Source organism: Chitinophaga varians, from assembly GCF_012641275.1.
GTDB lineage: Bacteria > Bacteroidota > Bacteroidia > Chitinophagales > Chitinophagaceae > Chitinophaga > Chitinophaga varians_A.
The window spans coordinates 2,832,587-2,846,060 of record NZ_JABAIA010000001.1 but is presented as its reverse complement, the minus strand read 5'-3'; the positions used below and the strand labels follow the sequence as shown (position 1 = coordinate 2,846,060).

The following is a 13,474-nucleotide window of genomic DNA, read 5'->3' as shown; positions in this document are numbered from 1 at the left end:
CCCGGGTAGACAAACCAGAGGCGTTTTAAATACGGTCCCTTTGTTTGTATTCCCCCCTTTCTTTGAAGAAGTCTTTACAAGTACATTATCAAATCAGGAACAGTATGTAGTGTAATCCGGAAACACCGAGAAGCTGGAAGTACAAAGGCCGGCACACCGGAACGTTGTGAATCACAATGGTTATTTCTTCCTTAGGCAAGGACACGTGGATTTATTCAAACTAACCGATGGAACAAACTATGAGAGAACAACTCAGGCCAGGCATAAGTAAAAATCCCCCTCCCCCCGGTAGGAACGAAGAAAAATAGCCTATCTGTATTTCCGGAGATTGGAGTCCCCGCTTCTGAAAAGCCTGCTCAGGAAACCTATTTGAGAATAAAACCACTAAGTGAATGGCGCCGGGTCTGAAAACCTCTAAAAGGGAAAAACACTCACCTGCATACTCAAAACTGAAGATGCGAAACTAAAAGGCTCTAAAAGAAAAAATTGATCGATAGCAATCCCAACGTGGACGATGCCTGACCTGAAAACCTGCAAAAAGGGAAAAGCACCTATCTGCATACTCAGTCCTGAAAATGCTTAAATAAAAAACCTCTAAAATAAAAACCTGTTCGTCGGCAATCCCAAAACGGAAGAAACAGAACAGAAAACATGCGAAACAGAAAAACCACTTACATGCATACTCAAAACTGAAAATGCGAAACGGACTTCATCTCCTTCGTAAATACCGATTCAAAAAATTCCCGCTATCCGCCAAAGTAACATGTTATTGGAGACACCTCTCTCCAGGGAGAAAAGGCGATGCTAAAACAGGAGGCACGGGTTGTCGAAAAACACATTCTTGTTAACGTCTCCGTGAGGTCCTGAATGAAATCAATTTTAGCTTGCAGGGTACATTCTTTCAAAAACTTTTTAAACAGCAATTCTCCGACCAGAACTATCAAAGGTATTTCCATTAAAAAGCTCCAAATATTCCTAAAACAAGATACTGCATACTCCCATCGTCTGCTAACTTCTGGAAAAAGGCAAAACCGTGTATGATCAAAGTTTGTTCATTGAATTGTGCCTCTTCAGAGACGAGCAGGCGAAAGTGACTTATACTAGGTTACCTCTTTTCCCGGGAAGCAGGCATTATAAACCCGTATTCAAATCACCAGGAAAATTTACCGCAGGAAAACATGGTAGCAAGCACCTGTCACCGCATCTCAAAGGGAGAAAATTACCGGGTCAAAAGGAGAGATTTACCCGTCAAATTTTGCCTGACCGCTTTGCCTAAAAACACACACGGTTTTTCACTTTTGTATTCGTAACACTTCCCTATGAAATAATAACCCCAAAGCGCCATTAACCCTCTTATTTGCGCAAAAAAGAGCCCCTCGCACCCTACTATGCCACAAAACACCTAAAAGGCCTTAAAACAGCCTGAAATGGTCCTTTCTGATGGTATTTCATTCTGCGAAGGATACAGGATTAATCATAGATACCTTTACCCCACTAAACCCAGGAGCTCCGGTCAGGGAATAAATACTTTCCCCATTTAGGATATATCCAACTGAGGCGGAATTAATCAGGCTCGTGTAAGATCAACATCATGTAGTAATCAGGAGAAGATTCCGGAATACTACCTCCGACAGAAAACAATCCGATTGAGAATTGATATGGCATGTGATTCCCGATGCCAACTTTCAAAACACATATGCAGCTTTAATGTCCCTGGGCCGGATATCCGCATAAAATGCCCGTGTTTCCCTGCGCAATCCTGTGGATGCCCTGAAGGCCGGTTAATACCGTCTGCATCCAGGGGATGCAGACGGTTTACAGCCGAAACAGGTAGACGACCTGAACATTCAGGCAACTGCGTTTTTTGGTGAAAGGCTATAAAACAGTGAAAGGTCCTTATCCTTCCGGATCACCGGCCATATTCCCCAACCCTGGGAGAAGCTGTTCATAGTATGGCAAACCAGGGTCATGTCTCTTTAATTTCTCATTTTAGGTGTCCCGTAATATTTGTTTGAAAAATAGAAATCGTCTACTTCAAAAATGCTTTTCTCTCCGTTTTAATGGAATGGACAAAGTTCAACGGAATGGATATGACCATCTTCAGGAAAATATTTGCACCTCGATTCATTTTAAAACGGATGTGTCTTGGCGCAGACAAGGATGGCTTACGCTCCTCTTTCCCATAAAGGCACCAGATATTTCAACGTGATTTGGTGGTACATGCCAGGTACGGTATTTCGGGCTTTTCCAGGTAATGGCTTAAACCAGCAGTACAGGTAACATAGATCTTCAGCAATATGGTAAGAAAATAATCCGGGCACAGCCATCTTAGAAACGCTTGGATAGTATCCTCCTTTATGAGGCTCTGACTAATCAGATAGTCTCCGGGCGAAAATCGGGTTTCAGAACAACCATCAAGGTAGCCAGGAAGTAGCCGCCATTTCGATGCAAGTTCAGTCAATTTGTACCAGATAACCTCTAGCGGCCTGTGCAGCCAATACGAAGCGAGTCCCTGGGCAACATGTCTGGAGGTAAGAAAGGACGGGGCCCGTAAACCAGGCTCTTGAAATAAGATAAGCGCACTGCAGGACATACCATTAGCAGGTACATCCTTTAAAATAACTTCTTATTGGTTAAGATTCCTAACCGGAGAGATGAAAATGATGGAGGAGGACAGCAATTCCTAAATGAAGTTTAATGTTCCACGTGGAACATTGAGTAATTTAGAATCAGACAAAATGTTCCACGTGAAACATCGTAGCTTATTCCAGCTTTCCGAAATATTTAACAAGATATTCATCCTCCTTTTCACGCATGAGAGTACTCTCTGTTTTACTTTTATCACGAAATCCACATAAATGTAAAGCACCATGAAAAATCACCCTATGCAGTTCCTGATTCACGGAAACATGAAACTTCTGCGCATTTTCCTTTACCCTGTCAATGCTAATGTAAATTTCGCCTTCTGTCACCGCGGGATCCTCTCCCATTTCAAAGGTGACAATGTCGGTATAAGTGTCGTGCTTTAAAAACTGTTGATTGATCTCCAATAAATAGGCATCTGAACAAAAAACATAGTGCAGGTCCTTTAACCCCTGCCCTTCATCAGCAAACAAATCCTTTAAAAATGTTTTTAACTTTCTTTTCTCCTTCAGGTCCACTTTAACCTCGTGCGCTGTAAACTGAATTGCCATTAATGTATTGAATTAAATAAAGTGATGTAAAAGTAAAGTGAAATTTTGGATTGGGTACCTGATTCTTTTTGCATATTCCCTGCCTGGCGGTACCTTTGCCCTGTCATTCATTGAATACTCCCGTTGCCAAACTTAGTTTAAACAGATTAATACGTAGGTATGAAAAAAGGCATTATGAAATTATCTTCCCTGGCAACAGGCAAAAGCGCAGTAATAATAGAATTTGAAAAAGACGATCTACATATTAAGTTAATGGAGATGGGCTGCGTACCAGGTGAAACCGTTAAAATTGAAAAAATTGCCCCGCTCGGTGATCCTATTTCAATTATGGTGGCAGGATATAACCTGTCTCTTAGAAAAACGGAAGCTGATCATATTTGGGTAGAGGAAATATAATTTTCCTCTACTTTCCTTCTCCTCTCCTTCCCTATTTCTACTTCCCCTTCCATTCTTCCCTGCTAAGAAAAAAAAATTTTTTGAAAATGAGGTTTGGCGTGCAAAACACCATTGAACAGGTGATTTTTCGTCGAAAACAAACCTTATATCCTCATAAAAGCAATTCTTCCCTACAGATTCCATTCCCAGGACAAAAAATTCCTGAAAAAAAGCAGATTTTTTTAGCATCCAAGTCACAGAAAAACAAAATCTGTATATAAAAGTGATTTTACAATAGATTTTACACCTCAAAAACAAAAAAAATTTTTGAACCAGGCCATTTTTCCACAAAATGGGCTCTGAAAAAATAATTTTGGGCAGAAAGTATCAGACTTCTCCACATTTTTGAGAAAAAAACATAGGAAATAGCCCACATATCCACTTTTCTTATACAAATTCCGTTAGGATTCAGAAAAATTCAAGTATTTCTCCACATTTTTAACCTAAACCAGCGAAATTTTCTGTTTAGCTTGGTTCTTTTTCCACAAAACTGGTTAACAATGACACATTTTGCTTCGAAAAAAAAATAAAACGTCCTTTATCCACATTCTGTGAATCATTTTAACGAAAAGAAAAATAAAAAACATCTTTTCCACATTTTGGAGCCGCTGTAGACAAAAAACAAAAAAAATTTTTTGATTTTCCAGACCCTTTCTGAATAAATTGATTTTTTACTCGAATTTTCATAGGGCCAACCCCAGAGAATTGGGGTTTTATCATAATCCTGGTATAACCCCGAAAGAAAATCCTCCATTCAATTCTCAGCCATCTGCCAAGCTCTCGAGAATTATGCTTTCGATCATTCATCCAGCGCTATACAAAGCATGCGATTCTCAGCGTGTTGCCAAACCGCTGAGAACCGTATGAATTATTTCATATGCTACGCAATCAGCAAAGAAAAAAATATTCAATTCTCAGCGCACTTGTTACGCTCCCAGACTGGCGTGCCATGCAGCCTTTCACCTCTCCTCCTCTTCCAAAGAAAAATATGCGATTCTCACGGCGTTGGTTATACGCTGAGGATCGTCCATTTCTCTTCTTGTCCACAACAATCAATTCCGGTCACAAATATTCAAACCTCAGCGCCTTGCCTATCGTCTGAGAATACAATCAGTTTTCACTTTCCCAACAATTTTACATCATCATCAATTCATGCGATTCTCAGCGCTCTCCCAAGCTGCTGAGAATCACGTGGATTTTTTACACCCGGGGATACCCCAATACTCGTCCCATTCTCAGCGCACAGACAATGCGCTGAGCTTTTCATGAAAACTAAAACCCTGGGGATACCCTTGACATGAACAAAATATTCGATTCTCAGAGCACTCATAAAAATAGTTTGTACCTGGGTCCATAGCGCCTGTATGCCCGAAAAAAAAGATTTTCATATGTGGCTATCCGCCGGGATAAGGCGGTTGCTAATGTCTCCTAATGCAGAAAACGCGGACCTGTCCAAAAAATGAAGGCGCTGAGAATTGAATGGAAATTCAAACCATGGGAAAACCCCGCATATTGATATTTCATTCAATTCTCAGCGCCTTCAAAAAACTGGTCGCCAACCTTATGATAAAAGAAAATCCGGAGGCACGTCACAACGATATTTCGAATAAAGCACTCTCGTGAAACTTATAAGGCTTTGAGAATCTCATAAAAAAAAATTTTGCGGGATTACCCAAGGCTTCAAAAAAAAATTAAAACCTCAGCGCCTTCAAAATGAAAATTTAGACTGTTATGCACATCGGGAAAGAGAACTTGGAAGGTCAGGGGTAGGTTAACCGGGGAAACAGTGTGAACAATCAGAAATATTGAATTCTCAAAGCCTTCATAACGTCCTGAGAATTAAATGGTTCGAACTAAAAAAGGAAAGCCCCGGGGCTGTGCAAACCTCGGGGCTTTTAGCTCATTGCTATACATTGCTTAAATAAAAAAACAAATTTGAATTTTACTGAAAATCAAACAGTTAAACTAAAGACCAGCACGTGCACTGATCTCCAACATGCGTTCTATCGGCTTTTTGGCTGCGATTCTCAGACTTTCTTCCATGGTAATTTCCGGCTGTTCGTATTCCATGCACAAATACAGCTTTTCGAGCGTATTCAATTTCATGTGTGGACAGTCATTACAAGCACATGCATTATTAGGAGGCGCCGGGATAAAAGTTTTGCCCGGATTTTCTTTCTGCATCTGGTGGAGAATGCCAGTTTCTGTCACCACGATATATTCCTGCGCATCGTCTTTTTTACTGAAGTTCAGCAAACCGGTAGTGGAACCGATATAGTCAGCCACCGCCAGTACCGCCGGCTCACATTCCGGATGTGCTATAATTTTTGCTTTCGGATGTTGTGTTTTCAGTTTAGTGATTTTTTCCAACGAAAAAATTTCGTGTACCATACAGGCCCCGTTCCACAGTACCATGTCCCGACCGGTTTTTTTGATCAGGTAAGATCCCAGGTTTCGGTCCGGCGCAAAAATGATGGGTTGATCTTTCGGAACACTTTCAATAATTTTTTCTGCATTGGAAGAAGTACAGATAATATCACTGAGTGCTTTGATACCTGCAGAGCAGTTTATGTAGGAAATCACAATGTGGTCAGGGTACTTGTCTCTGAATTTTTTGAACAGTTCCGGAGGAGCACTGTCAGCCAGGGAACATCCTGCTTTCAGATCGGGTAAAAGTACTTTTTTCTGAGGGCTCAGAATTTTTGCCGTTTCAGCCATAAAGTGCACACCGGCAAAAACGATGATATCGGCATCGGTTTTGGCAGCCTGTTGGCTGAGGCCGAGACTGTCCCCGATGTAATCGGCTACATCCTGAATATCCGGCTCCTGGTAATAGTGCGCCAGAACGATCGCATTTTTTTCCTTTTTCAGATTCTCGATCGCTGCAAACAAATCCAGGGCAGGGTCAACTGGTATATCCAAAAATCCGTTATGCTGCAAATTTTTTTTCGCGACAGCGATTTCTGTAATCATAGCTATATACTTATTTATTTATTTAAAAAGAAAAGCCCACTACTATTAGGGCTGTGAATATGTGGAAATTAATTTTCCAGCACCTGTACAAATGTAGTTGTTATTCCTTTTTTATACGCTTTCCACATCTAATTAACACCCTCTTTCCGCGTCATTGCTGCATTTTACCTACTTCATCCACATAGGTGGATATCGTTGTTGGTGAAAATCTTTTCAGGCATGGGGGTATTGGAAAAATGTTAGAAGAACGCTTTTACTATCCACAATTCACATCCTCATTTTCTGAGGTAAACTTTTAGGAGAAAAACAAAATTAGTTTTACCGCAGTCTAAAGGCACCTTTTCCCACCTTATTTTCAGTTTTACAGGTGGTTTTACACAGCAATTGTGGAAAAAAACCGAGCGGACGACAAAAACCGCCGAAAAGTATGTGTATTGAAAATAGACCTGTTTTATTCACATTTTACTGTGGATTATAGAAAATGGCTTTTTCACATTTGTGCATAAACTGTTGGCGTACCGGTTATGGCTGTTTTACGAAAATAGCTGTTCCTGCGGGCATTTTAAAACACTAAAGCATTGAAAAAAAGCATTTTGAAAAAAGGGGATATCTGTGGAAAACCTGTGAATGATAACCAGTCCACAAAAGTGTTAGAAAGGCCTCAAATCCTTTGCTGTATTGGCTTTGGACGGAAAAAATACTCTTTTGCAGTTACAGTTTATTTATTCTATTTTTGCTATCCTTAAAAATGTAGACTATATAATATATGTCAGTAATTCAGAAAATCAGGGACAAATATGCCGTCGTGATCGTAGTAGTGATTTGCCTGGCTATTGTTAGTTTCCTGTTGCAGGATGCCTTTTTTGGCAAAAGTTCTCTCGCCCGCCGTTCTACTACTGTGGGTAAAGTAAACGGTGAAGAGCTGGATCTCGGAGAATACCAGCGCCGTATTCAGGATGCTGAAGCAGGCGCACGCCAGCAGATGCCCAATGGTAATATTGACGAACAAACCCGCCAATATATCCGTGAGCAGGTTTGGAACCAGTTTCTGAATGAACAGATTATGCAGGCCCAATATGCTAAACTGGGTGTTGCAGTGACTGAAGCGGAAGTGGTTGACCAGATTAAAGGTAAAAACCCGAACCCGATCGTTGTTCAGCAATTTACCCGTGACGGTCAGTTTGACCGTGTGGCATTGCAGCAGACCATCGCCCAGGCTCCTCAGAACCCGCAGATCCGTGCGGCCCTGGCTCAGCTGGAAACCTATATCGCCAAATCACAGGAACAGCTGAAATATATCACCCTGATCAAACAAGGTGTATATTATCCTAAATGGATGGCCGCCCAACAGCAGGAAGACAACAGCAAAACTGCTACTGTCTCTTATGTAAGCGTACCTTATGCTTCTATCGCTGACTCCACTATTAAAGTAACTGATGCTGAACTGAACCGTTTCATTCAGGACCATAAACAACTTTTTAAAGTAGAAGAATCCCGCAAAGTGGAATATGTTTCTTTTGATGCTATTCCATCTGCCCAGGACTCTGCTGCTGCCATCCACCAGATTCTTGCCCTGAAAGCAGAACTGGACACCACCCATGATATTGCCGGGTTTATCAACCGTAACTCCGAGATCAAATATTATGATGGCTATGTTTCTAAAAATGCAGCCCAGGTGCCTCAGAAAGATTCTATCGTAAATTTGCCTGTAGGTGCTGTATTCGGCCCGTATTACGATAATAACCTGATCGTGTTTGCTAAAATGGTGGACCGCAAAAACATGCCCGACAGCGTGAAAGTGCGTCACATCCTGATAGCTTCCGGTCCTCAGGGCGGTTTACCGGATTCTATCGCTAAAAAACGTGCTGACAGCATCGAAGTGGCTGTGAAAGGCGGCGCTGACTTCAAGGCGCTGGTTACCCAGTACTCCGATGATCCGGGCAGCAAACAAAATGGCGGTGAATATGACATCACACCTGCTACCCAGTTTGTACCTGAATTTAAAGATTTCGCTTTCGAAGGTTCCAAAGGTCAGATCAAAGTGGTAAAAACCCAGTTCGGTTACCACGTGATTGAAATCATGGACCAGAAAAACGTTGGCCCGGCTATCAAAGTGGCTTACCTCGGTAAATCCGTTGACGCCAGCAAAGAAACCAACAACAACGCTTACGGCGCCGCCAGCGATTTCGCAGGTAAAAGCCGTACCGCTGCTAATTTCGAAAAGAACGTTCAACAGGGTAAACTGAATAAAAGAATTGCTGACAACCTCCGCCCGATGGATTTCGTCATCCCTGGTATCGGACAGTCCCGCGAACTGGTTCGCTGGGCTTATGAAGCTAAAAAAGGCGATGTGAGCACTGTGTTCACTTTTGACGATAAATATGTGGTGGCTGTACTGACCAGCGTTCGCGCTGAAGGCACTGCTCCGCTGGATGACGTTAGACCTCAGGTAGAAGCAGAAGTGAAAAAACACAAAAAAGCTGAACAGATCATCGCTAAACTGCAAACTCCGGCCAGCCTGGACGCAGCTGCTAAATCTACCAATCAGCCAGTGCTGAAAGCTGAAGGTGTAAGCTTCGCTTCTCCGTTTATCGCTTCTCTCGGCTTTGAGCCTCGCGTAGCCGGCGCTGCCTTTAACAAAAGCTGGGGTACTGCAAAAGTATCTGCTCCGATTGAAGGTAATGCTGCAGTATACGTGATCAAAGCAGACAGCTATGAGCCTGTTGCACAACCTGCGCAGGACCTGGCTACCCAGCAGGCTGCTTACGAACAAGGTATTAAATCCCTGCTCGATCAACAACTGTTTGAAGTACTGAAGAAGAAAAGCGATATCAAAGATACCCGCGGTAAGTTCTTCTAGTAGAAAGCATACATTTTTAACTGACATAAGGAGAAGGGAGGCAGCAATGCCTCCCTTTTTACATGCCTATATCTTCGTAAATTTGTGAGGTTAAAAACAGACAGCTATGGATGAAATCGTTAATAAAGTAGCGCAGAGTGGCCTGGAAACCATCGACCTGGAACAATTCTACCCCAAGGGGGAGACTGTCATTTTTGATATGAAAGACTATCTTTTTATGGGAATGATCCTGAAAGAGAAAGACTTTCGTACGGCTATGCAGTCGCACGACTGGGAACAATACCGTGGAAAAAATGTGGGTTTGGTATGTACTGCTGACGCGGTAGTGCCTTTGTGGGCTTATATGCTGGTAATGACCAACCTGGAACCGGTGGCGGCCTATGCTGCCTTCGGCGACGCAGAATTCATATATAAAACGCTGTACCTTAAGAATTTATCTACACTGGATGTAGCTGCTTTTGAAGACAAGCGTATAGTGATCAAAGGTTGTGGCGATCAGCGCGTGGGTGAAGTGGCCTATGCAGAAATAACCCGGCTCCTGCGCCCGGTGGCCAAGAGCATTATGTACGGTGAGCCATGTTCTTCTGTGCCTGTGTATAAGAAAAAGGCCTAAAACCAGCCACGTTTCCGGAAAATCAGGATCATCAGTACCAGGAGCAGTCCCATGCCGCCCAGGGTATAGAAATAACCATTGCGGCTTTCCAGCTCCGGCATATTGTGGAAATTCATACCATAAATACCGGCAATCAGTGTTAATGGCGTTAGCAACGTGGTTACTACTGCCAGTACTTTCATGATCTCGTTCATTTTAAGATTGAGCTGGGTGTGGTACATCTCCTGTACGTTGAGGATCATGTCGCGGTAGTTGTCTGCCAGGTCATTGCACTGAATGATGTGGTCATACACGTCTTTATAGTATTTAGTGACATTATCTTCCAGCAGATCGCTTTCGCTTTTGAGGAAACCATTTACCAGCTCACGAACGGGCGCTATCCCCCTCTTGAAGAGAAATACCTGCCGGCGGAGGAAGTTGATCCGCGCGAGTGTGCGGGTATTGGGTTCGTGCTGAACAATATCTTCCATGAGCTCTATTCTTTCCCCCAGTTTATCCAGTACCGTGAAATAGCTGTCTACGATCACGTCCAGCAGCGAATAACAGAGAAAATCCATGGAGCCGTTACGAATACGGGAACCGGGGATTTTCAGTTTCTCCCGTACGGGGTCAAACACGTCCCTGGTAGGATCTTCCTGAAAAGAAATCACGAAATTTTTTCCCATCACGATGCTCACCTGCTCCTGGTCTATGGTAGACGCCTCACTATTGAAATACATCATCGGCAGAATGCAGAACAGCCGTCCGCCGATATCGTCCATTTTGGCGCGCTGCCCTATACTGAGCACGTCCTCCTCCATCAACGGATGGATCATATAATGCTGACAAATAGCGTGTACATCGTCTTTCCGGATACCATCCACATTGATCCAAGTGAAAGTGGGCTTGTCACGATAAGCAAATACTTCTTCCAGCGACACTGATGTTTCCGTACAGGCGTTACCGCTATAATCGAAAACGGTGATTTTACTGGTTTCAGCCGGTTTGCGCGAAGCCACGCTCGTAGCCGGATTAAAGTTCATGATGCGCTGCCGCTTTACCTTGAAAGGGTTAAGCTCATCTAATACGTCCAGCACACCGGGAATGGGCAGTCTCTTTTTCACTGATTTAAGCATAAATACGATATCTGCAAAAGATCATTTTCCTTACCGAATTTAAATCAAAATCCGGTAAGGAAGCCCGAAAGTAAATTCGTCCCTTAAGTCCTATGGGGTATATAGGATATTGATAAACAAAAAAGCCGCAAAATTTTGCGGCTTTTTAAAGTACAATATAACGATCACGGTTAAACGGAATATTAAAAACGGGGCAGCGTTATCTCCGGATGTTTGCCGGTGGCGGGACGTTCAAAAAAGTCCCCGTATTTGGCGTTGGCAGGTTTAAAGCCGCTGGTCCACAGATAGAACCAGCCGTTTTCGGAGCCTCCGCCGAAGTCCAGCCGGTCTTTGGCTTTTGCTGTAGCATCGTTGGTGAATTTAGCTTTGGTCAGCTCTATCCATTCGCCGGTATCTGTTTTTATCCAGTGATTGCCGTAGTAACCTTTTCTGCCGAGGTGGCCGTTTTCAAAAGAGAAATTTTCGAGAAATGAGTACAGGTGCCCCATGTACTTACCGTCTTTCGGTGCGCGGAAGCTGGCTATCAGCTTCCATTCATGGTGTTCCGGCACATAGAAATACGCGGTATAGGTGGTAGTGGTGCCAACAGGAACGCTGTGCATCAAAAAGCGATAGGTTTCGCCGGCTTTCCAGTTGTACTCCCAGTGACTGTGGCCACCGGTACCTTCTCCACCAAAGCCGCTGGCATATACGCTGTCACCTTTGGCGAGCAGCACTACCTGGTCTTCGTATTTTACATTATCGCGTTTGTCTGGTTCACTACCGGCATCCCATACGGAGAAAATAATTCTTCTTTCCACAGCCGAGTTGACCTGCATACCGAAGTATCCGCGGTGAAAGCCGCAAGACATAAAATAGGTACCGATCTTGTCCTCTCCTGCCGGTACTTTTATCTCACCATAGAACCACTCCACATTTTTTCCTTCAGGAACGGGATAGTTGAGATGTACGGAGGCCGAACGCCGCCATGATTTGGGGTTGAACTGGATATCTTTGGTAGCGGCACCTTCCAGGCTTATGGCTTTCACATCAGCGTACAGCTTGCCGGATTTTTCCAGTCCCCTGAGTGTGATGGTATAGAAGCCTGCTTGTTTGATATTCGTTTCCAGTGCAGGAATGGCGACTATATCATTGTTGGCAGGAATGCTAACTGTTTTGGATATTCCATTTAGGGTAACCTGTATTTTGCTGCCTGCATCAGAGCGTGCCTGCAGGGCGACTTTTAGTTTGCCGGTGGTGGCGGCGTGAAAATAAAAATTAACCGTATTCTCATTGCCGGTCCAGTTGATCACGCCCTTGTTTTCATTGATGTCCACGTTTTTTTCCTCCGGATCTGCATAGGCCGTAGAACCCGGGAGCACCACGGGAGATGATTGCGCCGAAATCTGTTGTGTAGCCAGCAGGCTGAACAGGGCACAGAAAAGCATATATTTTTTCATTGTTCAGGAATTAGTGTCAACAAATAAAACAGTAGGAATCACCAAATGCAACAGCTGGCATCAAAATATTACACTGGAATGAGATTCCTTTCTTTCTACGGTATGGGAAAAAATATATACAACGGCTATACGACCACGGGCGCTGGAAGCAGGCTACAGGCAATATGTATGAGCAAGGGAACCTTTTTTGTGCAGTTGGAAGGAGAACAACATCTGGAATTTAGCTGTGCCCGTCAGGCGCAGCGGGCGAAATCATCCGGTTTTATTCACGAAAAAACTATGTTTTATGGGAACTCAATTGCAGGACAAAAAGGTGGCGATACTGGTCGCCAACGGATTTGAGGAAGTGGAGCTGACAGCGCCACTGGAAGCGTTAAAAAACGCAGGAGCAAAAGTGGATATTATTTCTCCCGAAAAAGAAAAAGTAAAGGCCTGGGCAGAAAAAGATTGGGGGAAAGATTATCCGGTAGATAAGAACCTGGCCGAAGCCAATGCGCAGGATTACGATGCGCTGGTACTGCCCGGAGGTGTATTAAACCCTGACCAGTTACGTATCAATCAGCAGGCGGTCACTTTTGTAGGCGGTTTTTTTGAAGACGGAAAGCCTATAGCAGCGATTTGCCATGGTCCATGGACGCTGATAGAAACAGGAGAACTCAACGGTCGCAGGGTCACGTCCTATCCTTCCCTGAAAACAGATCTGGAAAATGCCGGTGCTGTTTGGTCTGACGAAGAAGTGGTTACAGACCACGGACTGGTGACCAGCAGGACACCCAAGGATCTGCCCGCATTTTGTAAAAAGATGGTGGAAGAAATAGCAGAGGGTGAGCATGTTGTGTAACAAC

Annotated in this window: 9 protein-coding genes; 5 read left to right on the top strand and 4 right to left on the bottom strand. The window is 43.6% G+C overall.

All coding sequences use genetic code 11. The annotated features are described in order from the left end of the window. Positions 1-2,762: 2,762 nt before the first annotated feature. Positions 2,763-3,194 carry an rRNA maturation RNase YbeY gene (gene ybeY, locus HGH92_RS11585; protein ID WP_168870871.1) on the bottom strand — a complete coding sequence of 144 codons (432 nt, stop codon included), beginning with the start codon at positions 3,192-3,194 and terminating at the stop codon, positions 2,763-2,765. Positions 3,195-3,353: 159 nt separating this feature from the next. Between ybeY and HGH92_RS11580 the strand changes: the two genes are divergently transcribed. Then, a complete protein-coding gene (locus tag HGH92_RS11580; protein WP_078669684.1) occupies positions 3,354-3,590 on the top strand; it encodes a ferrous iron transport protein A in 237 nt (78 codons plus the stop codon). Between the two features lie 2,004 nt (positions 3,591-5,594). On the opposite strand, the gene nadA is transcribed toward HGH92_RS11580, so the two are convergent. Next, entirely contained in the window at positions 5,595-6,602 is a 1,008-nt protein-coding gene (gene nadA, locus HGH92_RS11575) for a quinolinate synthase NadA (protein ID WP_168870870.1), read from the bottom strand. Positions 6,603-7,368: 766 nt separating this feature from the next. Between nadA and HGH92_RS11570 the strand changes: the two genes are divergently transcribed. Both HGH92_RS11570 and HGH92_RS11565 read left to right on the top strand, forming a co-directional pair. Further along, the gene (locus HGH92_RS11570; RefSeq protein WP_168870869.1) at positions 7,369-9,462 is read left to right on the top strand and encodes a peptidylprolyl isomerase; all 2,094 of its coding nucleotides are present in this window, start codon (positions 7,369-7,371) and stop codon (positions 9,460-9,462) included. A 106-nt stretch (positions 9,463-9,568) separates the two neighbouring features. Then, positions 9,569-10,075 carry a DUF2480 family protein gene (locus HGH92_RS11565; protein WP_168870868.1) on the top strand — a complete coding sequence of 169 codons (507 nt, stop codon included), beginning with the start codon at positions 9,569-9,571 and terminating at the stop codon, positions 10,073-10,075. Here the strand turns inward: HGH92_RS11565 and corA are convergent. After that, positions 10,072-11,178 (bottom strand): magnesium/cobalt transporter CorA, encoded by a 1,107-nt coding sequence (gene corA / locus HGH92_RS11560; RefSeq protein ID WP_317166391.1) that lies wholly within the window; start codon positions 11,176-11,178, stop codon positions 10,072-10,074. The two genes, HGH92_RS11565 and corA, sit on opposite strands and share 4 nt — an antisense overlap. Before the next feature lie 194 nt (positions 11,179-11,372). Continuing rightward, positions 11,373-12,629: a DUF3472 domain-containing protein gene (locus HGH92_RS11555; protein ID WP_168870866.1), complete on the bottom strand. Its 1,257-nt coding sequence runs from the start codon at positions 12,627-12,629 to the stop codon at positions 11,373-11,375. A 45-nt stretch (positions 12,630-12,674) separates the two neighbouring features. On the opposite strand from HGH92_RS11555, the gene HGH92_RS11550 reads away from it, so the two are divergent. Further along, positions 12,675-12,971, top strand: coding sequence for a hypothetical protein (locus tag HGH92_RS11550; protein ID WP_168870865.1), 297 nt, complete (start codon positions 12,675-12,677; stop codon positions 12,969-12,971). Beyond that, a complete protein-coding gene (locus tag HGH92_RS11545; RefSeq protein WP_168870864.1) occupies positions 12,916-13,470 on the top strand; it encodes a type 1 glutamine amidotransferase domain-containing protein in 555 nt (184 codons plus the stop codon). Before HGH92_RS11550 ends, HGH92_RS11545 begins: the two co-directional genes overlap by 56 nt. Positions 13,471-13,474 lie beyond the last annotated feature (4 nt).